The sequence below is a fragment of the Streptomyces sp. NPDC001714 genome (assembly GCF_042892755.1).
In the GTDB taxonomy this organism is placed as follows: domain Bacteria; phylum Actinomycetota; class Actinomycetes; order Streptomycetales; family Streptomycetaceae; genus Streptomyces.
Window position 1 is genome coordinate 296,530 of the sequence record NZ_JBIAUL010000012.1, and the last position, 23,798, is coordinate 320,327.

Genomic DNA, 23,798 nt, shown 5'->3' on the forward strand with positions numbered 1-23,798 from the left:
CAGCGACGGGCCGAGTTCCGGTGCGGTGCCCGTCTCCGCCGGTCACCGGGCAGATCCGATGTCAAGCTCCTTGGAGAAGAGTGAAGATGATGGACACCATCGTCGTCGGGGCGGGAATGGCCGGCCTCACCGCGGCGCGGCTGGTGCACACCGCGGGACAACGGGTGGTCGTGCTCGAAGCGCGGGACCGCGTCGGCGGGCGACTGTGGACGGACCGTACGGCGGGGTTCTCCGTCGACCGCGGCGCCTCGTGGATCCACGGCCTCACCGGCAACCCCCTCACGGAACTCGTCAGCCCGCTCGGGATGGAGACGCACGAGTTCACGGTGGGAAGCTTCCAGGCCGGCGGACGGCCGATCGCCGACTACGACGAATCGCAGCGCCTGCTGGACGAAGACGCGACACGGCGATGGACCGGCGACGTCGACACGGCGGACGCGCTCTTCCAACAGACCATCGCGCTGCACGACCCGCCGAGAGTTACGCCGCTGCGGCCGAGCGCACCCTCGCCGCAACCGGATGGAAACCCGAACGCGTCGAACGCCTCCGTGTGTTCTATCGGCATCGCACGGAGGAACAGTGTGGTGCGGAGGCCGAACAGGTCGCCGCTCACGCCCTCGACGAGGACACCATCGACGGTGACGAAGTCATCTTCCCAAGTGGCTACGAGGTTCTTCCCCGCGCTCTCGCGGAAGGCCTCGACGTGCGTCTGGGAACGGCCGTGACCGCCGTCACCAGGTCGGCCACCGGAGTACGGGTCGACGCGGAGAACGAGTCGTTCGACGCCGCCCAGGTGGTCGTCACGGTACCGTTGGGCGTACTCAAAGCAGGGACGATCGAGTTCACGCCCGCCCTGCCCGACGCCGTCGCGGAACCGATCACCCGACTCGGCATGGGCGTGTTCAACAAGGTCTTCCTCCAGTTCCCGGAGCGGTTCTGGCAGAGCGACGTCTACGCGATCCGGCAGCACGGCCGGGCCGGCGTCCCCTGGCATTCCTGGTACGACGTCTCCGTGGTGAGCGGCGAACCGATGCTGCTGACCTTCGCCGGCGGCGACTGGGGCCGGCAGATCGAGAGGATGTCCGACGAAGACGTGGTCTCGTCGGCGCTCGGCTCCCTGCGCAGGATCTACGGTGGCTCCGTCCCCGACCCGGTGGCGCACTGGATCACCCGCTGGGGCGCCGACCCTCTCGCCCTCGGCTCGTACTCCTACGTGGCCGTCGGCTCCTCGCACGCCGACCACGACGCGATGGCGGGCCCCGTCGACGGCGTTCTCCACTTCGCTGGAGAGGCTACGTGCGGACATGAACCGGCCACCGTGCACGGCGCGCTGTACTCGGGGCATCGCGCGGCCGAACGCGTCCTCGGCTCACCGGTCTCCCTGGCCGAACTCACCAGAGGCGTATCTCCTTCGACGTGACGCAGCCGGGCCGGCTGTCCTTCCCCCGGTTCCGGGCGGCAGCGCACCCCCGCGCGCGTCGCCGCCACGGTCGACGGGACGGGGCTGCGGGCGCCGTCCCGGGTGACGAGCGCTCGGCGGCGGCTCTGGAGGTCCGCACCCAGCAGGATCCAGGCGGTTCCCGGCTCGCCGGGACGCAGAGCCACGGACCGGCCTTCCGCGTCGGCGGTGACATGGGTGCCGTCGTGGAGGGGCGGGCTGAACAGAGCGGCTACCGGGGCACTTGCGCTTCGGCGACGCCGTCCCGAGGGAGGCGTACAACCTGCCGACTGAGATGTGCTCCAAGGGCCGGAACCCCTCGCCCGACAGTCCTCGTGTGACGGTCTCTTCCGGGCCCGCGGGCCCCGGTCCGGGTGTCAGGGGTCCGGACCGGGGCCCGCGGGAGTAGCGGGCGGTCTCAGACGTGGACCGGGACGGTGATCCTGCGGTCGATGATCGAGCGGCCGACCTGGACGTTGTACAAGCCCTTCACGAAGACCCATGAGCTGGATGCCTCGTCCCAGATCTCGAAGGCACGGCGAGGCATCTCGACGACGGCTTCGACGGTCTCCCCCGGTCCGGCGTCCACGGTGGCGAAGCCCGCGAGCCAGCGCACCGGGCGGCCGGCCTCACGCTCCGCCGGGGAGAGGTAGACCTGTACCACCTCCCGGCCCGGCCGGTCGCCGCTGTTGTGCACGCGCACCCTGGCGACGTTGCGGTGCACCTCCACGGACTTGTAGGTCCAGTCGGTGTAACCAAGACCGTGGCCGAAGGGGTACGAGGGCACCCGGCCGGCTCTGTCCCACGCGCGGTAGCCTATGAACACGCCTTCCTCGTAAGGAAGTTCCCCGTTCTCCGGGACGACTCGGGTGACCGGGGCGTCGGCGAGGGCGCCCCAGGTGGTGGGGAGCCGTCCGCCGGGCTCGTGGGCTCCGGTGAGGACGTCGGCGAGGGCGGCGCCGCCCTCCTGACCCGGGAACCAGCTGAGCAGGACGGCGGCGACCTCGTTCCTCCAGGGCAGTTCCACCGGGGAGCCGGAGTTGACGACCACGACGGTGTTGGGGTTGGCGGCCGCGATGGCCCGCACCAGTTCGTCCTGGTGGCCCGGCAGGTTCAGGTCGGTGCGGTCGAAGCCCTCCGACTCGACCCGGTCGGTGGTGGCGACCACGACGACCGCCGTGTCGGCCGCGCGGGCCGCTTCGACCGCCTCGGCGATCAGCTCGTCCGGGTCGCGTTGCGGATCCTGGTGGGCGAGGCTGATCGTGATGTCCTCCCGCGTCCAGTCCTGGAGCGCGACGACGTGCGAGAGGCTGACCTCGACGGGCTGTCCGGCGACGAGCTCCAGTCGGGCGCGGGGGGTGGGAGAGCTGAAGAAGCCCTCGAAAGGGTCGTCCTGGTCGGGTGCCTGGACACCGTCGAAGTGGGTGACTCCGTCCACGGTGAGCTTGAAGGCGCCCTTGCCCTTGATGCCGAGGGTGTGCAGGCCGGTGTGGCGTGGCGTGAACGTTCCGGTCAGTTCGACCGTGTGCAGGGTGCCGAACGTGACGCCGTCGGGAAGGTCCGCGAACGACCAGTGGATCTGGCCGTTGGGAACGGCGGTGCCGGCGAGAACCGCGCCGTCGGCGCCGCCACAGACGGCACGGAGGGTGAAACCCCTGTCTGCGGTGGTCAGTTCGGTGTTCGGGTCTGCTCCGACCGCGTAGCTGAGGGTGTTCTCGGGGAGTGCTTCGGTGAGGCCGTCGAGAGGGGAGACGACCCGGTCCGGGAAGACCGTGGCGGAGCCCCCGCCGAGGACGCGGGCGTCGCGGGCGGCGGCGCCGATCAGGGCCACCGTGCCGCCCGGCTGCAGAGGAAGGGCGTCGTGGTCGTTCTTGACGAGGACGAAGGAGCGCCGGGCGATCTCCCGGGCCAGTGCGGCGCCGTCGACGGTCTCGGGCAGGTCGGTGACGGCCGGCTCGGCGCCGCCCAGGGCCCCGACCCGGGCGGCCAGCCGCAGGACGTTCCGTACTGCCCCGTCGACGGTGGCCTCGGCGACTTCTCCGTCCTTGACCGCCTGGGCGAGGGCCGCGCCGTAGACGGTCCGCGGTCCGGGCATCGCCACGTCGAGGCCGCCGTTGACGGCGTCGACGGTCGACCGGGCCGCCGTCCAGTCGGAGACGTTGAAGCCGTCGAAGCCCCATTCGCCGCGCAGGACCTCGTTGACCAGGTAGTGGTGCTCACTCATCGTCGTCCCGTTGACCGAGTTGTAGGCGGTCATGATGCCCCACGGGTGCGCGTTCTCGACGATCGCCTCGAAGGGGGCCAGGTACAGCTCGCGCAGGGCACGGGCGGAGACGAGGTTGTCGACGGTGAACCGGTCGGTCTCGGCGTCGTTGGCGACGAAGTGCTTGACGGTGGTGGCGACGCCGCCGGACTGCACACCGTTCACGTAGCCGGAGCCGATCACCCCGGTGAGATACGGGTCCTCGCTGTAGCATTCGAAGTGCCGCCCGCCGAGCGGTGACCGGTGCAGGTTGACCGTGGGCGCGAGGAGGACGTGGATCCCCTTGCGGCGGGCCTCCTGGGCGAGCAGCACACCGGCACGGTGGGCCAGTGCCGGGTCCCAGGTGGCCGCCAGGGCGGTCGGCGAGGGCAGCGCGATCGAGTGACTGTCCGCGCTCCAGCGCACCCCCCGCACACCGATCGGCCCGTCGGACATGACCAGGGACTCGAGGCCGATCTCGGGAACGGGCGGCAGGGACCACCGGTCCTGCCCCGCCAGGAGCCGGGTCTTCGTGTCCAGATCGAGTCGGGCGAGGGCCGTCTCGACAGCCGCTTCCGCGGCACTGAGTGCCTGTGTCACAGCGGCTTCTCCTCCGGAAAAGTCTTCGGCCGTGTTCATTGCGTAGTCATTTCGTAGAGAGCGGTGGATGTCGGCGTGGGGGTGAGGGCGCGTGGCCGGCGGTCGGGTGGTTCGGGCGGGGGCGGATCTGCGCGGCTCAGCCCTTGACTGCGCCGGAGAGCATGCCGCGGATGAACTGCCTCTGGAAGAAGAGATAGAGGACCACCACGGGAACGCTGATGAGCACCGCTGCCGCCGCGAGCAGGTTGACGTGGACGAGGTAGCGGCCGGAGAAGGCACCAAGGCCCAGCGTCATGGGCTGGTGGGAGGGGTCGGAGACAAGGATCAGGGAGAGGAAGTAGTCGTTCCAGGTCCACATGAAGCTGAGGAGCACGAACGTGAGCACCGCGGGCCGGGCGATCGGCAGGTAGACGCGCCACAGCATCGTCCAACTGCCCGCGCCGTCCATCTGCGCCGACTCGCCGATGCTGGGCGGTACCGCGCGGAACGCCGCGCGCATCCAGAAGGCGCCGAAGCTCACGCCCAGGCCCACGTGGGCCAGGATGACGCCCTGATAGGTGTCGGTCAGGCCCTCTGACTGCAGGTCGTAGTAGAGGGGGACGATGATGGCCTCCATCGGGATCATGATCCCGACCAGCAGCAGAGGGAAGAGGACCCTCTCCCCCACCACGCCCAGCACTCCGAAGGCGTAGCCGCTGAGGATCGCCAGCACCGTCGAGGCCGACACGACCGAGCCGGTGATGATCAGGCTCGACTTGAGGTACTCGCTGAAGCCGGCCTGCCGCCAGGCCTCGGCGAAGTTGGACCACTGCAGGTGACCGAGGTCGAGTGTCCCCGCGATGTCCGGGCTCACCGCGATACCGAGGACCCAGAGCACCGGGAAGAGGACGCCGACGGCGAGCAGGGTGAGGAAGGCATAGTTGAAGATCTTCTCTGGCCTGGAGATCATCCGTCCTCCCCTTCCGACAGCTTGACGACGACGAGCGACACGGTCAGTGAGACCAGGGCCAGGACGACACCGATGGCGCAGGCGGCCCCGACATCGGGATTGGTGAAGGCGCGCTGGTAGAGGACGATGGTGGGCGTGATGGTGGCCGTCCCCGGGCCTCCCTTGGTGGTGAGCCACACGATGTCGAAGACCCGGATGGCACCCAGCAGCGTGAGCGTGAGCACCACCGCGAGCTGCCCGCGCAGACCCGGCAGGGTGACGGTGAAGAACTCCCGTACCGGCCCGGCCCCGTCCATGCGCGCGGCGTCGTAGAGCTCACCGGGGATGTTCTGGGTCCCGGCGACGAACAGCACCATGCACAGTCCGTAGGCCGCCCAGGTGCCGGCCAGGCCGAGAGCGGGCAGCGCCCAGGTGAAGTCACCCAGCCATCCGCGGGTCAGGCCGCCCAGGCCGAATGCCGTGAGGACGGAGTTGAGGGGACCGTCCGGTGCGTAGATCTGCTTCCACACCACGGCGCTCACGGCCGGGGTGAGCACCTGGGGCAGGAAGATGACCGAACGGTAGAAGCCGGCTCCGCGGATGTCCCTGCGGGCGGTCAGCGCGGCGCTCACCATCCCCAGGAGGATCGGCAGGACGGAGAAGAACACGATGAAGAAGAGGGTGTGGGTGACGGCCTGGCGCAGCGTGGCGTCGCTCAGGAATCCCGTGTAGTTGGCGAACCCCGCCCAGGTGGCGGAGCTGACCCCGTCCCAGTGGTAGAAGGACAGCTGGAGCCCCTGGCCGGCGGGCAGCAGCACGACGAACGCGTAGACCAGCAGCGCGGGAGACAGGTAGACGAGCCCCAGCAGACGCCGGCGGCGTCGGACGGAGGAGAAGCGCCGGGTGCCCCGTGCGTCGCGGGAGCCACGCCCGGCGGTGCCGGCGACGGCGGCTTCCGAGGGGGATCGTTCCTTCAGTGCGGCCATGCCTAGCGCCCCAGGGTCTTCGCATAGGCGGTGGCGTCCCGCTCGGCCGCGGTGACCACCGCCTCCTGGGGGGTCCGGCCGGCCAGCATGCTCTGCATGGAGGTGTTGATGGTGGTGTAGAGGGTCGGTGTGGCCCAGTCCAGGTAGGGCACGGAGGTGCCGTTCCGCGAGATGCTCTGGGCGATGGCCACGTCGTCCGCGAGCAAGGGGTCCCCGCCGGGGGCCTTCACGTCGTGCAGCAGCGGCATCGTCCCGTTCTGCACGGCCAGTTCGGCCGCCTGCTCACCGGCGGCGAAGTCCACGAAGGCGGCGGCCGCGTCGGGGTGCTCGGTCTTCGAGGAGATGGAGAAGTTGGCCGCGGAGGAGGCCGTGGCCACCGCCTCGCCACCGTCCGCGCGTGGCAGGACGAACGAGCCGAAGTTCTTGGACTGACCGGTCTTGAGGGGCAGGGAGCCGGAGTAGTCGAAGTGGAAGAGCCCCTTGCCGTTGACGAAGGACTGGGTGGCGTCCGCGGAGGCGACCCCGGCGTAGTCCTTGGTCATGTAGCCCTTGTCGGACCACTGCTTGAACGTGGACACCGCCTTGGGGAAGCCGGTCTCGGTGATGCCGACGTCGTTGTGGGAGTAGACGAAGTCGGAGATCCTGCCCTGCTCGCCCAGAGAGTTCATCAGTGAGTAGAGCGTCTGGGTGACTCCGTTCTGATCGGAGTTGCCGACGGCGATGGGCGTGATGCCGGCCGCCTTGGCCTTGCTCAGATCGTCCTGGAACTCGGCCAGGGTGGCCGGTACCTCTGCTCCGATCTGCTTCAGTAGCGAGCGGTTGTAGTAGACCTCCAGCAGGGAGGCCCGGGCGACCGGCATGCCGAACACCGAACCGGTGCCCATCTGCTTTGCGTCGGTGCTGAACTCGTGCTCGCTCAGGATCGACTGCGGTACGGACTTCGTCCATCCGTAGGCCTTGGCGTAGCGGTCCAGGTTGAGCAGCAGCCCGCCGCGGACCAGGGTTCCCATGGACTGCCAGCCGTTGTTGGGCGGCACGATGTCCGGAGCGTTGTCCGACTTCAGCTTGAGCGGCAGGGCCGCCATGGCGTCCCCCCAGGACATCGGCGTCCGCTTGATGGTGATGTTGGGGTACTTCTTCTCGAAGGCCCCGACCACATCGGTCATCCAGGCGTTGTCCGTGCCGCCGGAGAAGGTGTCGAGCACCTTCAGCGTGACCTTGCCCATGGTGGCCGGGTCCGTGGCGACCGCACCCTCGCCGGCGCTGTTGGCCGAGTCCACTCCGCTGGTACCCGGCACGCAGCCGGCGAGCAGCCCTACCGCCACGGCGGTGACGACCCCGCCGGTGATCCGTCGGGTCCTCCTACGCGAGACCACGGTGTCTCCTGTCCTCGATGAGTGCCCGAGAGCCCGGGTGGATGCAGCCTAAGTCGCGGCATACCACTTAGTCCAGATTCGCGAAGCTGGTTTGTTGATTCCACTTGGCAGACCAGTTTTGGTAGCCTGGGAGTATGACGAGCGTGGAAGAGACCAGGGCGGGGGCCGCCGTCGACCAGACCTACCGTCGGCTCGGTGACGCACTGCGCCGCGGGGTGTACCCGGCGGAGAGCCGGCTGCCCGGCGAGCGGGATCTCGCCGTGGCCCTCGGGGTGAGCCGTTCCACTCTGCGCCTGGCCCTGAGCCGGCTGGCCGAGGAGAACAAGCTGGAGCGCTCCTCGCAGCGCGGCTGGTTCGTACGGCGCAGTGTCGTCGGTGAACCACCGAGCACGCTGCAGAGCTTCACGGAGATGGCACACGCCCGCGGACTGCGACCGCAGTCCAAGGTACTTCACCAACGCGCCCGGTCCGCCACCTTCGAAGAGGCCGAGCAACTGGCCGTCGCCCCCGCCTCCCGGGTTCTCGACCTGCGCCGACTGCGCAGCCTGGACGGAGTTCCGGTCTGCGTGGACACCAGCGTGGTGGTGCTCTCCCTCGCCTCCCGGCTGGCGGAGACCGATCTCACCGACCGCTCGCTCTACGAGACCCTGGAGCAGACCTGCGGGCTGCGCATCGCCCGCAGCTCCTACACGGTCCGGGCGGCGGCGGCCGACCCGGCCACCGCCGAACTGCTGGATATCCAGCCCGGGGACCCGGTGCTGATCGGCGAGGAGCTGACGTACACCGACGACGGCTCCCCGGTGCTGGCCGGCCAGATGGTCTACCGCAGCGACGCCTACCGCTTCCAGGCCGACCTGTTCCGCCCGATCGCCTCGGGCTGAGGCCGCCGGGGGCACGGCCCCGCCGGCCCCTCAGGTCGCGAGGAAGTCCTGGGACGGCATGGTCCTGGTGACATGGTCCACCACGGCGGCTGCCGCCTCCGGTTCGTCCAGTCGAACGCCTCCCTCGCCCAGCGCGTCCAGCAGTGCTCCCGCCACCGGCGGGAGCACACTTTGATGCAGCACCGCACCGGGCACGTGCGCGGGCAGCTCCGCTCGCAGCGCCGCGGCGACCGGGGAGTCCGGGGCCATCAGCACCGAGCCGGACAGCACGATGTTCACCGGCCGGCCTGCCTGCGCGAGTCCGGTCCGCCGTGCAGCCACGCCGGCGTACCGTGCGAAGTGGCCGCCCTGGGCACGGACGATGTCCAAGGCCACCGGATCACCGGCTCCCGCCACCGCCGTGACCACCCGGGCGCAGCTGTTCCGCTCCGGCCCGGAGGCACGGCCGTGGCGTCGCGTCAGCCAGTGGTTGAGGTCCGCCGCCGAGGACCTGCCGTAGTGCGTGAGCAGCGCCTCGGTCAGGGCGGTCGCCGGGCCCAGGTCCAGCTCCGCGAGGAAGACCGCCCGGAAGGCCTCGTTGGCCAGCCCGACGGCGCCCATGGCGTGCTGGCCCCACCAGCCCATGTCCCACAGCTCGCCGCCGGGCCCGCGCGCGGCGATCGCCGCCGCCGTGCCCCCGGTCACCGAGATTCCGACACCCGAGGGGGCACCGCACCGGATCGCGGCATAGCCGTCGTTGAGGATGCTTCGCACGGCCAACGCGCCCGGACCGTGCCGGGTCAGGGCCTTGTCCCAGTAGTCCCGGTCCTCGGGCCAGTCGACGCCGGCCAGCCGGAAGGCCGCGCCGGCGACGTCCGCGAGGTCCGCCCCGGCCCGGTCCAGCGCCGTACGCACGGCTGCCAGCACCTCGGCCACGGCGGATTCGGGGTCCGGGGCGCCGTAGATGTCGCCGCAGCCCGAACGCCCGGCGCCCACCACCTCGCCGGAGGCGGTGGACACCAGGGCGGCGGTCTTGCTGTTGCCCGCATCCACGCCCAGGAAGAGTGCCGTCTGCGCCCTGGTCACGGCAGCAGACGCTCCGGCAGCCAGGCACGCTGGGCGTGGGCCATCTCGGCGTACAACGCCTCTGCCACCGGCAGCGACGGCACCAGCGGGTTGGCCGTCATGGCGCGGACCGCGTCCGCCACGCCGCCCTCCCAACCGGCCCTGGCGGTGAGGATCTGGTACTCGGCCAGCTGCTGGGTGATGCCGAGCACGGAGTGCGGCAGCGGCTTCTGCTTCTCGGGGTGGAAGCCCTTGCCGTCCACAGTGCCCCACAGCTCGACGACGGTGGACTCCTCGAAGCCCGGTAGCCAGCCCTCGGTGTTGGTGATGTTGAAGGGCTGCCGGATCGGAGCGTCGTTGTAGTACGCGCTGATCGCGTCGATGGCCAGCTCCAGCTCGTGGATGCCACCGCGGGAGCACTCCTGCCGCAGCTGCGGGGCATCCGAGTCCGCCTGCTCACGGTAGTGCTGCCAGTAGCCGGGCAGCGCGTCCATGATGATCTCCGAGCGGGTCTTCTCCGCCAGCTGCCGCTCGCGCAGGATCTCGTCACGGAAGTAGTAGTAGTTGAAGTAGTCCGAGGGGATGGACTCCACGGCCACCGCCAGGTGCAGCGCCCGCAGACCGTTGATGTCGTCGGTCGGCTTGTCCTTCAGCGCCTCGTACCGCTCGCGCAGGATCGGGAACGCGTCCTGCCCGTCGTAGGTGACCTCGTTGGACCAGCAGTTGTGGTTGATGCCGACCAGGTTGGCCTTGAGCTTCTCGGGGTCGAGCCCGGCGGCCTTGGCCACCACCGGCGGGAAGACGATCGGGCCCTCGCAGAAGGAGACGATCGGGATGTCGGTGTAGTCGGACACCGCCTGGGAGACGATGTTGACCGGGTTGGTGTAGTTGAAGATCCGCGCACCGGGGGCGACGTCGGCGAGATCGGCACAGAGGCTCTTGATGATCTGGATCGAGCGCAGCGCCATCATCATGCCGCCCGGCCCCTGCGTCTCCTGGCCGATGACGCCGTACTTGAGCGGGATCCTCTCGTCCAGCGCGCGGGCCTCGAAGCCGCCCGGACGGAAGCTGCTGAGCACGGCGTCGACATCGCGCAGGGCCTCACGCTGGTTCGTCGACGTGGTGATGGTGATGTCGAGACCCTGGTTGCGGGCCATCTTCCGGGTGAGCTTCTGGACCACGTCGAGCCGGTCCTGTTCCAGGTCGATCAGGACGAACTCGGAGCCGTCGAACTCCTTGCCGTGGTGCATGAACGAGGCCATCGTCCCCGCCGCACGGGAGGAGCCACCGCCGAGGTAGGCGATCTTTACGCGTGCCATCGATCCTCCAGGATCTGTGGGTGAAGCACTTCGGTTTGCGAGAGGGGTGCGACGTCAGAACGAGGCGAACGACGCGGATGCGGCGACCGCCGCCTGGTCCAGGTAGAGCTGTGGGTGTGCGCATGCGGCGAGGACGGTGGCCGGCCAGTCGGGCTCGTACCCGGCGGCCAGTGTGAGACGGCGGGCCGCCTGACCCTTGTCCTGGCCGTGGACGACCATCACCACGCGCCGCGACCGGGACCGGATGGTGCCGAGGCCCACGGTCACTCCGTACCGGGGAACCTCCTCCAGTCCCGAGAAGCTCGGAAAGGTCGAAAGGTTGTCGACCCGGGTCTGCTCACCCAGTTCCACCACTCTGGTACGGGAGTCCAGCGCGCTGCCCACCGGATTGAACGCGATGTGCCCGTCCCCGGCCCCGGAGGCGAGCAGGAAGAGGTCGATGCCCCCCGCCTCCGCGATCCGGCGCTCGTAGGCCTCCGGATCACTCGGATCGGGCACCCACAGCCGGTCCGCGGCGATACCCCCGCCCGGTCCGGCGGCCGCGTTGAGGGGTTCCACTATCTCCTCGCGCCCGAAGCGACGGCAGCTGTGGGGCAGGTCCGGGGCGATGACCCGGTACTGCGGGCCGAGGGAGTCCGACTCCACGGCCTCGACGTACTCGTCCATCATCAGTATCACGACGTGACCCAGGTCCAGCCCGCGCACCGCCACCTCCTGCGCGAGCGCCCGGTAGGTACTGACGGCACTGCGACCGCCCGGACAACCGAGAACGTAGGTCCGTCCGGCCCGCCCGGCCTCTTCGAGCTCGTCCGCGATCCCCGCGGCAAGCCTGCGCCCCAGTACCTCTGCGTCCCGGAAGACGATCGGCGACACCCGCACAGGATGGACTCCTTCTCAGTCGGCCGAAGCCATGGATGAACCAGTTACGCCAGCAATACTATGCTGGTCTGACTGGTATAGGCAATGACACATCGACGCCTCCGTCACTACCACTGGTTCGGTTCGCACGGGAGCACGACAGGCACCGCGAACCACCGCCGCAGCGACGGACGCGCTTCGGAGGCGGGGGAACGCCCTGAGCAGGCCGCCCGAACCGGTCGCTCTCGACAGGCTCCGCGGCCTCCGGCTCCAGTGGCATGGCCACACCCCCGCGCTCCGGGACTGTTTCGCACCCGCGAGGCCTCCGCCGGAACAGACGAAGACCGGGGGCGACTTCATGACACGAGCCGTTACTTGACACCTGTCAGAACCAAGCTAACCTGACATGTGTCAGAACACGTCGATGACCTCTGCGCAAGCGGCCCGGAAGGCCGCTTGCGCAGAGCAGGCGCTGATCGACGCACGAGCACCTCTCCCCCTCGCCTGGCGGCCCGGACCGCCCCAGCTGCTCGAAAGCGAGAGACCCCATGACCGCGAACCACACACGTGCCAGGCCGCCCCGACGCCTGGTCGACCTGGACGCGGAGCGCCCTGGGCACGGTGTCGACGTCGACCGTGTGGCGGCCCTGCTCACCGTCGGGGATCCGCTCGCCGACGCCGTCATCGCCGAACTGGACCGACACGGCGCTCGGGCTCGGAACGCCCTCGCCACCGGACTCAGGCGCGGTCTGGCAAGCCTGAGCCCACAACCCCCCACAGCCGTCGCCGCGCTGCTCAGGCACCTGGAGGCCACACCTTCTCGTGTCGACCCCCTGATGCTCCATCGGGGCGATCTCGTCAGCCTGTCCGTACCCCCCATGTGGTTCGAACTCTGCTCGGTCACCAGCGCGCTCGCCTACGTCTACCGGTCTCCGGCCGTGGCGCGAGCGCTGACCGGGACCGGCGGGCCTGCGGATGTGGCGGTACGACTCGCGGAGACCGGGGTGTGGGCGCGGCGGACCATCCAGCCGGGAGGGCTGTTGCGCGGAGGCCCTGGTTACGTGGCCACCGTCGAGGCCAGGCTTGCGCACGCCCGGATGAGGGCCACGGCTCTCGCGGACTGGAACAGGGGTGTGCGGGGCCTGCCGGTCGGCCATCTCGACCTGGCCCGCACCTGGCTCGGCTTCACCCTCGTCGCGTATCGGTGCCTGGCGGGCGTCGGCATCGACATCAGCCGCGACGAGGAGCGCTCCCTCTACCAGTACTGGTCGTATGTCGCCCACCTGCTGGGGCTCGACGAAAGCCTGACCAGCGACCTGGTGGACCACGAGGGCGCGCGCCGTCTGCATGACCTACTGGACGCGACGACGGCTGGACCCGACGAACACTCGACGGCTCTGACCGCCGCAATGATCGACGCGCAGTCCCACGCAGTGGCCGGCACGCCCGGTGCCGTCCTGCCCGAGGAACAAGTGCGCCAGCTCATCGGCAGTGTGCTCCGGCAGGCCTTCGGGGACCAGTGGGGAGTAGACCTCCCGGGCTTCCCCGGTACCTCCGCCGCGACCGACCTCATGCCGCTGATCAACCACCTCAACCGCCAGGCGCGGTACTGGCAGACCTACTCCCCGGGCTCCGCCCAGGAGGCCCGCCGCAGACCACTGGAGGAGCCAGGGCCGCAGCCGCGGGCAGCCACGCACTTCTGTGGCCTTTCCTGCCGTCGTCATACGGCGGCCGACTGCCCGGCGTTCCGGGCGGCCTGATCGTCCCCTCTCCCGCGCCACCTCCCGTCGCCGACCGGTCACCGTCGGCGGCCGGAGGCCGGCCGGATCGTGTGACGGGCTCCAACGACGCAGCCGTCCCGCACCGCACCACCAAACCCTCTTGATCTGTTCCACTCGTCTGGAGTTCTCGTCATGCCCGAACCCCTCGTGGACGCAGCGCACACGGCCACCGTGTCCGCCCTCCCGACTCGTGATGCACCGCCTCGCCACCGCTGGTGGATCCTCGCCGTCATCGGCGTGGCCCAGCTCATGGTCGTCCTGGACGCGACCATCGTGAACATCGCCCTGCCCTCCGCCCAGAAGGACCTGGGCTTCTCCGACGGCGACCGGCAGTGGGTCGTCACGGCCTACGCGCTCGCCTTCGGCAGTCTGCTGCTGCTCGGCGGCCGTATAGCCGACCTGTTCGGCCGCAAGATGACCTTCCTCGTCGGCCTGGCCGGCTTCGCCGGAGCCTCCGCCCTGGGCGGCGCGGCAACCGGCTTCGACATGCTCATCGTCGCGCGTGCCGCGCAGGGCCTGTTCGGCGCGCTGCTCGCACCGGCCGCACTGTCCCTGCTGACCACAACGTTCACCGATGCCAAGGAACGCGCCAAGGCCTTCGGTGTGTACGGCGCCATCGCCGGTGCCGGCGGTGCCATCGGACTGCTCCTCGGCGGCGTGCTCACCGAGTACCTCGACTGGCGCTGGACCCTGTACGTCAACCTCGCCTTCGCCGTCGTGGCCTTCGTGGGCGGCGCCCTCCTGCTCCAGCGCACCACCCGCGACAAGACCGCCACCATCGACATCCCCGGCGCGATCCTCGTCGGTGGCGGCCTGTTCAGCCTGGTCTACGGCTTCTCCAACGCCGAGTCCCACGACTGGAGTTCGCCGGCCACCTGGGGCTTCCTGGTCGCCGGGGCCCTGCTGCTGGCCGCGTTCACCTGGTGGCAGACCCGCGCCACGCACCCCCTGCTCCCCCTGCGCGTCCTGCTCGACCGCAACCGCGGCGCGTCCTTCATCTCCGTCCTGATCACCGGCGCCGGCATGTTCGGTGTCTTCCTCTTCCTCACCTACTTCCTCCAGCAGAACCTGGGCTACACCCCCATCAAGACGGGGCTCGCCTTCCTGCCGATGGTCGCCGGCCTCATGCTCGCCTCCACCCTCGCCACCACCATGCTGATCCCCCGCATCGGCCCGAAGGCGATCGTGCCCCTGGGCATGGGTCTGGCCGCCGCCGGCATGGTCTGGCTCACCGGGCTCGACCTGGGCAGCAGCTACGCCTCGGACATCATGCCGCCGCTGGTCGTCGCGGGCCTCGGCCTCGGGCTGGTGATGGCCCCCGCCATGAGCCTGGCCACCGCCGGCGTGGACGCACACGACGCCGGCGTCGCCTCCGCGGCCGTCAACACCATGCAGCAGGTCGGCGGCTCCCTCGGCACCGCCCTGCTCAACACCCTTTTCAGCAGCGCCGTCACCAACTACCTCGACGGCCGGAACCCCAAGGACCCGGCCGTCCTCGCCCAGGCCGGCCTGGAGGGCTACTCCACCGCGTACTGGTGGTCCGCGGCCTTCTTCGCCGTCGGCCTGGTCGCCAGCGTCGTCCTCTACCGGCGTGGAGTACCCGAGCAGGACCCCGACGCAGCACCCGTCGTGCACATGTAAGACCCGAACAAGCGCAGCCCTGTGAGTGAATCCGTACCGGATGGCCAGCCGTGGATCCACCGGCGCCCAGGGGCCGCACCGACCCGATGACCGGGAAGGCGGCACCGCAGCCGGGATTCCACCGCGGTCAGCCTCGTTCAGCGGCAAGCCCTGTCCATGGCTGCTCCGGGCCCAGGGCAGCCCCGCGGCGAGCCCGTCTCGATGTCGCTGCCAGGGATTGATGCACCGGCGTCGAAGCGGCGCGGCCTGTCGGGCGGGGCCCCGGGAGGAACGCCCCGTTGCCCGACCGTGGTACGTGTCGCTTCGCCGCCGGTGGACAGTCACCTCATCGCACCTCTCGCGCGTACGGCGCGACGACGATCCGGTCGATCAGTGGCGCGTAGCGGGAGCGGAGCAGTACTCCGGGGAAGGTGTCCGAGGCGTAGGTGCTGCCGTCGAAGTTCGGCAGTTCCTCGGAGCGGAAGGTGATCGTGTTCTGTCCCTTCTTCAGGTGGACGGGGACTGTCAGTTCCCAGAAGTTGTCCTGGTGGAAGGTGTGCGGGAAGCCGACGCGCTGTGTCCGGCCGCCGTTGACGGTGATGTCGGCGTGGCGGGCGAGCGGGTCCGGGTTGTAGTGGGTGGCTTCGGACTGCTCGGGGTTGGAGTAGCGGATGCGCAGCGCGTACAGGCCGGCCTTGTCCGCGGCGACCGTGAACGTCGCTGTGTTGCCGTTGCCCGGGTCACCGCCGATCCCGGTGATCGCCGTACCGTCGGTGGCCAGGGGCAGCGGGGTCAGCGTGGCCGAGCCCGCGAGTCTGGCGTCCTGCGCCTCGTACGTACGCGCCTCGAGCGTGCCGTCGGTGGGCATGACGGTCAGCCGGTCGACGAGCGTGGTGTCCGGACCGCCGGTCACCGTCACCTTGTTGATGCCGCCGGAGAGGGAGACGGCGACCTCGTGCCTGCCCTTGGTCACGTGTAGTACGTCGTGCCCGTTGACGGAGAGCCGCGCGTGCGCGCTGCCGAGGGTGTCGACCCCGAGCGTGGCCTCGCGGTCGGCCGGCGAGTAGACCCAGAACGTGGCCGTCTGGTTCTTTGCGAGCCGGACCGCTCCCGAGCCGGTGGCAGGCGCCGGGGTGTGCTTCGGCAGGTCGTAGACGGGGTGCGCCCCGCCGCTTGTCCAGGCCAGCTCTCCCTCGTAGACGTCGGTGGCCGCCGAGGGAGACGGCAGGGACAGGGTGAGGCGGTCGACGATGGCGTCGCCCTTGGTGACGCGCTTGCCGTCGAGGCTCTTCGCGGCGAGCGTCAGGGTGTGTTGGCCTTTGGTGAGGTGGACCTTGGTGTCGGTGTGGTCCCACACCACCCATTTGTAGCCGAGCGGCAGGTACAGCTCCTGCTCGCTGTCCGCCTGGCCGTCCACTCGCAGGAAGACGTTGGTGGGTCCCTGGTCCTTCACCTTGTCGAAGGTGTTGAGGGAGTTGGCGAAGACGCCGAGGTCGTAGGTGCCGTCCTCGGGCACGTCCACGGGGAAGTCGAGCGTGACGTCCGAGCCGGTGCGCAGGCCGCCGACGTCGTAGCCGCCGGAGGTGTAGAACTTCGACACGTCGCTGGTCGAGCCCTCCGGGCCGTTTTTGGAGTAGCCGGACCCGGTGTGGGCGGCGTCCTCCGCCTCGTACGACCCCTGCCACCGCACAGGTGCGCTCTGCGTGCCCTTCGCCTTGCCGGCCGGGCTGAGGACGATCTCGTACGCCGAGGACTCCTTCAGCTCCGGCAGTCTGCCGTCGCCGAAGTCGACGACGACCCTGCCGTCGTCACCGACCTTCAGGTTGGTCTCCGTCAGGAGCTTCGGGCCGGAGTTGTCGCCGACCTGGCCACTCCAGTCGATCTCGCGCACCCAGGCGTGGACGCTGTCCCCGAAGACCTTCTTGGGGACGCCCGCGAAGGTGATGTGGCCCTTGCCGGTGGACCCGCCGAAGATCAGCCGGGACTGCTTCTTCTTCTCGTCGAGCGTGGCCACACCCTGCATGGTGTAGTTCTGGCCCGGGAACGGCGGGGTCACTGTCACGGTGTGCCCGCTCATAGAGGCGTAGGAGTGCAGCAGCCACCACTGGCCGTTGCCGCGGTTGGACTGCACGGCGGAGTCGGAGAGGTTGCCGTCGATGTTCCAGTACGCGATGTCGGCGTCCACCTTGGACTCCTCGATCGCGGACACCCACTGGATCATCTGGCCGGGGACGGAGGTGTGGTAGTTGAAGGCGTACTCGTTGATGTTGACGGGGAGTTGGGTGCCCTCGCGGTCGGTGCCCTTGAAGAGCTCCTTCTCCCAGGCCCGGTACTTGGCGACGCTCTGGCGGACCGCCTCCGGGTGGCTCAGCTCGTGCCAGGTGATGACGTCGGGAAGCGTGCCGGCCGCCAGGGTGTGCGTGAGGAAGCCCTTCACCTGGTCGTACAGGACGCTGGTGTTGGGTCCGGCGATGCGGGCGGTGGGCATCTTGCTCTTGATGAGCTTGTAGACCTCGTCCCAGGCGGCGAAGTAGTCCTTGGGGTCGGTGAGCCAGCTGACCTTGTCGTAGCTCCAGTCACCGGTGCCGAACATGTTGCCCTCGGGCTCGTTGAAGGGCACGAAGACGATGTTGTCCTGGTACTGCTCAGGCAGCTGCAGCACCTGGTCGACCTGCTTGGTGATCTTCTCCTCGTAGAGCCTGAGCTTCTCCTGCGGGGTCTCGCCCGGCCACTCGTACGGGAAGCCGCGGTGGATGTCCGTCATGTAGATGTACACGTCGCCGTCGGTGGAGTCGGCCAGCGGCTCGACCACGTCCAGCGCGTCGGCACCAGGGTGCTGCGGGCCGTCCTGGGCCTTGGTGGAGACCGTGCGCAGGCCCATGCCCTCGATGAGGTTGTTGGTGGGGACGTCCGGTCCGTACACGCCGTAGAGCGTGCCGGACGCGCCGCCGTGGAAGGCGCCGGTGTCCGAGCCGAGGTCGACGGTGAGCTCGCCCTCGCGGACCACGGTGACGGTCGCCTGCACTGCCTGTCCGGCCGCCGTTCCGGCCACCGTGAACGTGCCCGACCCGGCGTACTTCTCGGGCGGTACGGCGTCCCAGGTGATGGGCGTGTCGCGGTCGTAGCCGTCGGAGAAGGTGGAGCGGACCGAGGCGGGCAGGGACGGGGCGGTCCCGGTCGTCGTACGGACGTCGAAGGACGTCCGCGAGAGCTGCTGGAGGGTGGGCAGGGTCCCGACCGTGCCGGCGACCTGCTCGGCGGTGAGCGCCGAGTGCCAGACGGTGAACTCGTCTATCGCGCCCTTGAGCAGCGGGTCCTGGTAGAAGGACTTGCCGATGTAGCCGGCCGCCGTGGCCGAACCGTCCAGCAGGTCCTTGGCCCTGACGGACGTCGCGGCGGAGGAGACCGCCACGCCGTCGAGGTAGGTGGTGACTCGGTGGGCAGCGGCGTCGAGAGTGACCGTCACCGTCCGCCAGCCGTCGGCGGGCAGCGGCGCGTAGCCGGAGACCTGCGCCTCCGCGCCTCCGCCGCCCGTGGTCACGGCGGTGCGCAGCACTCCGCCGTTGGACGGCGTCGTGAACAGGTATCTGCCGGTGTCGGTGCCCAGATCGAAGATCCGCTGCCAGGCCGACTTGTCGTCGCCCCACTTCACGCGGGCCGAGACCGTCAGGTCGCTCGCGTCGCCGAGGACTTCCCGGGGCAGGCGGACGTACGCGCCGTCGGATGTGGGCGCCCCGCCGGGCAGGGACAGCGCCTTGCCGCCGTCGGCGCCCGCGACGGCCTGGGCGGTGGAGGCGTTGACCAGGGTCGCTGTCAGGCCATTGCCGGAACTGTCCGCGATCTTGCCGGAGGCGAGGTCGTCCTGGTCGAAGGTGTAGTGCGCGGCGGGCTGGGGCGGGTCGGCCGCCAGAGCGGGGACGGCAGGTGCGGCCAGCAGGCCCGCACCGAGGGCCAGCGCCACCGCGGCCGGGGCCCGGCGCCGGGTGGAACTGTCAGCGGATGGCATGGGATCGCGTCCTCAATCCTTGAGTAGCGGGGTCCGACAGGACCGCCTCGGCCGGCTGCTCGTCTGTATGCCGTGACCAGTGAGGGAGGGCCAGGCTTGCCGTTCTGTCGAATCGGTTCGATCGCTGAAGACCACAGATGACAGGGCGTTCGGGCAACCGGGAGGTCGCCTCGTCGAACCGGTTCGCAGGAAGTTAGCACCGGGGAAATCTCGCAGCAATACCCCTGACGAGAGCGAGCGGGACGGCACACCCAGATCTCCAGGCTGTTACGAGCAGCGGCGTTCGGAGTATTGACAGCCGCCCGGGTTGTTCCTAACTTCACTTCACGCGAACCGGTTCGACAACCGGTGAACGACTCTTTCCTCGCCCTAGGATCCACGCGACCGGCCCCTCTGCTCCGCAGGGGCATCGAACCGGTTCGACCTAAGGAGTTGCCGTGAACATCGGTGAGATCGCCCGGCGGGCCGGTGTCTCGCGGAGCACCGTGTCCTACGCGCTGAGCGGCAAGCGCCCGGTCTCGGACGACACGCGCCGGAAGATCCAGCAGGTCATCGACGAGTTGGGCTACCGCCCGAACGCCAGCGCGCGTGCCCTCGCCAACGGCCGGACCAACACGATCGGCCTGGTGTTCCCACCAGCCGGCACCCACTACACCGGGATGCAGCTCGACTTCATCGGGAGCGTGGTGGAGGCCGCAGCCACCTACGACTACGACGTGCTGCTGTCCCCGAGCGGCGTGGACAGCGACCGTTCGTTCCAGCGGCTGCTGGGGGAGCAGCGTGTCGACGGCGCGATCCTGATGGAGATCCGGCTGGCGGACGACCGGGTCGATCACCTTGCCGACCTGGGCTTCCCTTCCGTCGCCATCGGCCGCACCGCCCACCCGGAGGGCGGCTGGTGGGTCGGCCTGGACCACACCGCGCTCGCTGCGGCCTGCGTGCACCACCTAGCGGACCTGGGCCACACGAGGGTCGCCTTCGTCAACCGGCCCGAGCAACTGCTGCGGGCCGGATACGAGTCCGCGCACCGCGGCCTGGACGGCTTCACCAAGGCCGCGGCCGAGCGGGGGCTGACGGTACGGACGTACTGCTGTGAGGACGACGCCGCCTCCGGCGAGGCCTGCCTGGATCGGATCCTGCACGATGAACCGGCCACGACGGCCCTGGTCACGCTGAACGAGGCCGCGCTGGGCGGTCTCTACCGGGGGCTGGCCCGGGCGGGCCGTCATGTGCCGCGCGACTTCTCCGTCACCGGCGTCGTCGCCAGCCGGTGGGCGGAGACGGTGACCCCGCAGCTCACCGCCGCCGACGTACCGGCGGAGGAGATGGGCCGGCGCGCCGTCGACCTGCTGGTGGAGCGGCTCGACCACCCCGAAGCGCCGCCCCGGCACCACCTCCTCGCTCCTCCCATCTCGCTACGGGCCAGTACTGGTCCCGCCGGGACCAGTACCGCGACCTGAACATCACCCAGTCCTGACCGCACCCACGTAGCTCGCCCGACTTCCCTTCACCGGGCCCCCGAACCGCTCGACCGCGCTGTTCGCCGTGCCCGTCTCTCTTCGCGCCCCAGGCCTACACCACCGCGCGCCTTCACCCCCCATGCCCTCGGCACTGGCATGCCCAGAACAAAGGAACCTTCGCGATGAACAGCTCCTCCAGACACCGCCGACTGACCGCCGCGGCCGTCACCGCCCTCGCCGTGGCCACCGCCGCCACCGCCTGCTCCTCCGGCTCGGGCAGCACCGGCGCCCAGAGCGCCGGCAGCGGCACGTACACGATCTGGGACCCGTACCCGCAGTTCGACAAGACCTCGGACTGGGCGAAGCTGCTGGACCAGTGCGGCACCAAGGCCGGAGTGAAGATCAAGCGGACCGGCTTCGACACCAGTGATCTGGGCAACAAGACCCTGCTCGCCGCCCAGCAGGGCAACTCCCCGGACGTCCTCATAGTCGACAACCCGGTGGTGTCGACCCTGGCCGAGGCGGGCGTCCTCACCACGACCGACGACACCAAGCTGGACACCTCGAAGGTCGACCCCAACCTGCTCGCCGCCGGTCAGTCGGGCGGCAAGACCTACGGCACCCCGATCGGGGCCAACACTCTGGCGCTCTACTACAACAAGGAGGTGCTGAAGAAGGCCGGCGTGGACGTCGCCTCGGTCAAGGACTGGACGTCGCTCACGGCGGCGCTGGCGAAGGTCAAGAAGGCAGGCAAGAAGGGCATCACCTTCTCGGCGATCGGAACGGAGGAGGGCACCTTCCAGTTCCTGCCCTGGTTCTGGGGTGCGGGCGCGAAGCTGACCGAACTCGACTCCGCCCAGGGAGTGTCCGCGCTGGCCCTGTGGAAGGACTGGCTGAAGAACGGCTACGCCCCCAACTCGGTCCTCAACAACACCCAGACCACCAGCTGGCAGGAGTTCGCCACCGGCGACTACGCGTTCAGCGAGAACGGCACCTGGCAGCTCGCCAACGCCAGGAAGGCCGGCTTCGACTACGGCGTGCTGCCCATACCCGGAGTGAACGGCGGGAACGCCGCGGCCCCGACGGGCGGCGAGTTCGTGACCGTCCCGGTCCAGAAGGACACCGGCCGCTACGCCACCTCCCAGAAGCTGGCGACCTGTCTGACCAGCACCACCAACCTGTACACCACCGACACCACCCTCTCCTACGTGGCCCCGACCGCAGAGGTCCAGGACAAGCAGGTGGCCGCGAACGCCGAGCTGAAGCCGTGGGTCGAGGCGGTCAAGGCGGCCAAGGGCCGTACCAGTGACGACCTGGGCACCAAGTACCCCAAGATCTCCGAGCAGATGTGGAAGGCGGTCCAGTCCGCCCTCAGCGGGTCCCAGTCGCCCAAGGACGCCCTCACCGCGGCGCAGGCCGCCGCCAAGTGACGTGAGTCCGATGAAGCAGAGAACACATCCGCCCGGCCGATGGTCCGCAGACGTCCGGAACGGGGCGGCGGCCGTCGTCCCGCCCCCGGCGCCCAGCCCGAAACGCCGCCGACCCAGCTCCACCCAGTGGGCCGCCTGGGGATTCCTCGCCCCGGTGACCCTCTACCTCGGCCTCTTCTACGCCTACCCCCTCTACCGCAACCTCGACCTGAGCCTGCGCGACTACACCGTCCGCTCCTTCGTCCAGGGCGACGCCCCCTTCACGGGCTGGGCCAACTACCGCAAGGTCTTCGACGACCCGACCTTCGCCCCGGCCCTGCTCCACACCACGGTCTTCACCGCCGTATGCCTCGTCTTCCAGTACGCCATCGGACTCGCCCTCGCGGTCTTCTTCAACCAGAACTTCCGGCTCTCGGCCACGCTCCGCGCCCTGTTCCTCGTGCCCTGGCTGCTGCCGCTGATCGTCTCGGCCTCCACCTGGTCCTGGATGCTCAACAGCGAGTCGGGCGTCGTCAACGCCACTCTGCACGCCATCGGCATCGGGCCGGTCAACTGGCTGACCTCACCGTCCTGGTCGCTGACCTCGGTCATCATCGCGAACGTCTGGATCGGTGTCCCCTTCAACCTGGTCGTGCTCTACAGCGGCCTGCAGTCCATCCCAGTGGGCCTGTACGAGGCGGCCGCGATCGACGGAGCGGGTGCCTGGCGGCGCTTCTGGAGCATCACCTTCCCGCTGCTGCGCCCGGTGTCGGCGATCACCCTTCTGCTGGGGCTGGTCTACACGCTCAAGGTCTTCGACATCATCTGGATCATGACCAAGGGCGGCCCGGCGGACTCCTCCACGACCTTCGCCACCTGGTCCTACCAGCTCGGCTTCGGCAACCTCCTGCCGGCCTTCGGCCCCGGCGCGGCCGTCGGCAACCTGCTCGTGGCCGCCGCCCTGGTCTTCGGCCTGGTCTACGTCCGGGTCCAGAGAAGGCAGGCACTGTCATGAGCCGAAGCCGCAGGCGTACCTGGGTGAAGACCACGATCGGCGTCGTGCTGACCGCGATCATGCTCTTCCCGGTCTACTGGATGGTCAACGTCTCCCTCACCCGCGACCAGGACATGCGCAAGAGCCCGCCGGACCTGCTGCCGCTGCACGGCACCCTGGCCGGCTACCGCACCGTCCTCGACGAGCAGTTGCCCTACCTCGGCACCAGCCTCGTCATCGGCCTGGGCACCGTCGTCGTGACCGTGGCCCTGTCCGCACCCGCCGGCTACGCCCTGGCCAAACTGCGCCCACGCGGCGGCGGCATCCTCAACTTCGCCCTGCTGGCCGCCCAGATGATCCCCGGCATCATCATGGCGATGGGCTTCTACGCCATCTACCTCCAGCTCGGCCTGCTCCAGTCCGTCCCCGGACTGATCGTCGCCGACTCCACCCTGGCCGTCCCCTTCGGCGTCCTCATCTTCACCGCGTTCATGTCCGGCATCCCCGGCGAACTCCTCCAGGCCGCCACGACCGACGGCGCCGGACCACTGCGCACCTTCTGGTCCATCGTCCTGCCGATCAGCCGCAACGCCGTCGTCACGGTGTCCCTGTTCGCGTTCCTGTGGTCCTGGTCCGACTTCGTCTTCGCCAGCACCCTGGTCAACGGCGGCGCCCACGAGCCGATCACCCTCGGCATCTACCACTACATCGGTAACAACAACCAGCAGTGGAACGCCATCATGGCCACGGCCGTCGTCGCCTCCCTGCCGGCCGCCGTCATCCTCGTCCTCGCCCAGCGCTACGTCGCCGCAGGCGTGACCGCCGGCGCCGTCAAGGACTGAGCCTCCCACCCCTG

17 protein-coding genes are annotated in these 23,798 nt (G+C 69.6%); 9 read left to right on the top strand and 8 right to left on the bottom strand.

Annotated features, from left to right (window positions below):
• The first annotated feature begins 86 nt into the window (after positions 1 to 86).
• Together ACFY0P_RS30120 and ACFY0P_RS30125 are read left to right on the top strand one after the other, a co-directional pair.
• Complete coding sequence (locus ACFY0P_RS30120) at positions 87 to 725, top strand: flavin monoamine oxidase family protein (protein ID WP_388919858.1); 639 nt, start codon at positions 87 to 89, stop codon at positions 723 to 725.
• Positions 632 to 1,420, top strand: coding sequence for a flavin monoamine oxidase family protein (locus ACFY0P_RS30125; RefSeq protein WP_388920021.1), 789 nt, complete (start codon positions 632 to 634; stop codon positions 1,418 to 1,420). Before ACFY0P_RS30120 ends, ACFY0P_RS30125 begins: the two co-directional genes overlap by 94 nt.
• Positions 1,421 to 1,856: 436 nt before the next feature.
• On the opposite strand, the gene ACFY0P_RS30130 is transcribed toward ACFY0P_RS30125, so the two are convergent.
• The 4 genes from ACFY0P_RS30130 to ACFY0P_RS30145 form a co-directional block, all read right to left on the bottom strand.
• Positions 1,857 to 4,319 (bottom strand): glycoside hydrolase family 3 protein, encoded by a 2,463-nt coding sequence (locus ACFY0P_RS30130; protein ID WP_388919861.1) that lies wholly within the window; start codon positions 4,317 to 4,319, stop codon positions 1,857 to 1,859.
• A gap of 97 nt (positions 4,320 to 4,416) precedes the next feature.
• A complete protein-coding gene (locus ACFY0P_RS30135) occupies positions 4,417 to 5,229 on the bottom strand; it encodes a carbohydrate ABC transporter permease (protein WP_388919881.1) in 813 nt (270 codons plus the stop codon).
• Positions 5,226 to 6,194, bottom strand: coding sequence for a carbohydrate ABC transporter permease (locus ACFY0P_RS30140; RefSeq protein ID WP_388919884.1), 969 nt, complete (start codon positions 6,192 to 6,194; stop codon positions 5,226 to 5,228). The genes ACFY0P_RS30135 and ACFY0P_RS30140 overlap by 4 nt, the downstream gene beginning before the upstream one ends.
• 2 nt (positions 6,195 to 6,196) lie before the next feature.
• The gene (locus tag ACFY0P_RS30145) at positions 6,197 to 7,570 is read right to left on the bottom strand and encodes an ABC transporter substrate-binding protein (RefSeq protein WP_388919887.1); all 1,374 of its coding nucleotides are present in this window, start codon (positions 7,568 to 7,570) and stop codon (positions 6,197 to 6,199) included.
• Between the two features lie 134 nt (positions 7,571 to 7,704).
• On the opposite strand from ACFY0P_RS30145, the gene ACFY0P_RS30150 reads away from it, so the two are divergent.
• Positions 7,705 to 8,451, top strand: a complete 747-nt coding sequence (locus tag ACFY0P_RS30150) for a GntR family transcriptional regulator (protein ID WP_388919890.1) — start codon at positions 7,705 to 7,707, stop codon at positions 8,449 to 8,451.
• 30 nt (positions 8,452 to 8,481) lie between these two features.
• Here the strand turns inward: ACFY0P_RS30150 and ACFY0P_RS30155 are convergent, their stop codons facing one another.
• The 3 genes from ACFY0P_RS30155 to ACFY0P_RS30165 are packed head-to-tail and all read right to left on the bottom strand — an operon-like array spanning position 8,482 to position 11,687.
• Positions 8,482 to 9,516, bottom strand: a complete 1,035-nt coding sequence (locus ACFY0P_RS30155; protein WP_388919894.1) for an N-acetylglucosamine kinase — start codon at positions 9,514 to 9,516, stop codon at positions 8,482 to 8,484.
• The gene (locus tag ACFY0P_RS30160) at positions 9,513 to 10,814 is read right to left on the bottom strand and encodes a hypothetical protein (RefSeq protein ID WP_388919897.1); all 1,302 of its coding nucleotides are present in this window, start codon (positions 10,812 to 10,814) and stop codon (positions 9,513 to 9,515) included. The genes ACFY0P_RS30155 and ACFY0P_RS30160 overlap by 4 nt, the downstream gene beginning before the upstream one ends.
• A gap of 54 nt (positions 10,815 to 10,868) precedes the next feature.
• A complete protein-coding gene (locus ACFY0P_RS30165) occupies positions 10,869 to 11,687 on the bottom strand; it encodes a 6-phosphogluconolactonase (protein WP_388919900.1) in 819 nt (272 codons plus the stop codon).
• 533 nt (positions 11,688 to 12,220) lie between these two features.
• On the opposite strand from ACFY0P_RS30165, the gene ACFY0P_RS30170 reads away from it, so the two are divergent.
• Positions 12,221 to 13,432 carry an oxygenase MpaB family protein gene (locus ACFY0P_RS30170; protein ID WP_388919903.1) on the top strand — a complete coding sequence of 404 codons (1,212 nt, stop codon included), beginning with the start codon at positions 12,221 to 12,223 and terminating at the stop codon, positions 13,430 to 13,432.
• Positions 13,433 to 13,585: 153 nt separating this feature from the next.
• Positions 13,586 to 15,094, top strand: a complete 1,509-nt coding sequence (locus ACFY0P_RS30175) for an MFS transporter (protein WP_388919906.1) — start codon at positions 13,586 to 13,588, stop codon at positions 15,092 to 15,094.
• A gap of 325 nt (positions 15,095 to 15,419) precedes the next feature.
• On the opposite strand, the gene ACFY0P_RS30180 is transcribed toward ACFY0P_RS30175, so the two are convergent.
• Positions 15,420 to 19,079 carry a LamG-like jellyroll fold domain-containing protein gene (locus ACFY0P_RS30180; RefSeq protein ID WP_388919909.1) on the bottom strand — a complete coding sequence of 1,220 codons (3,660 nt, stop codon included), beginning with the start codon at positions 19,077 to 19,079 and terminating at the stop codon, positions 15,420 to 15,422.
• Positions 19,080 to 19,516: 437 nt separating this feature from the next.
• Here ACFY0P_RS30180 and ACFY0P_RS30185 point away from each other — a divergent pair, with 437 nt between their 5' ends.
• The 4 genes from ACFY0P_RS30185 (at position 19,517) to ACFY0P_RS30200 (ending at position 23,784) form a co-directional block, all read left to right on the top strand.
• Entirely contained in the window at positions 19,517 to 20,539 is a 1,023-nt protein-coding gene (locus ACFY0P_RS30185) for a LacI family DNA-binding transcriptional regulator (protein ID WP_388919912.1), read from the top strand.
• A 182-nt stretch (positions 20,540 to 20,721) separates the two neighbouring features.
• Positions 20,722 to 21,969, top strand: coding sequence for an extracellular solute-binding protein (locus ACFY0P_RS30190; protein ID WP_388919915.1), 1,248 nt, complete (start codon positions 20,722 to 20,724; stop codon positions 21,967 to 21,969).
• 10 nt (positions 21,970 to 21,979) lie between these two features.
• Positions 21,980 to 22,963 carry a carbohydrate ABC transporter permease gene (locus ACFY0P_RS30195; RefSeq protein ID WP_388919918.1) on the top strand — a complete coding sequence of 328 codons (984 nt, stop codon included), beginning with the start codon at positions 21,980 to 21,982 and terminating at the stop codon, positions 22,961 to 22,963.
• On the top strand, positions 22,960 to 23,784 hold the full coding sequence (locus tag ACFY0P_RS30200) for a carbohydrate ABC transporter permease (protein WP_388919921.1): 825 nt from the start codon (positions 22,960 to 22,962) through the stop codon (positions 23,782 to 23,784). Before ACFY0P_RS30195 ends, ACFY0P_RS30200 begins: the two co-directional genes overlap by 4 nt.
• The last annotated feature ends 14 nt before the right edge of the window (positions 23,785 to 23,798 follow it).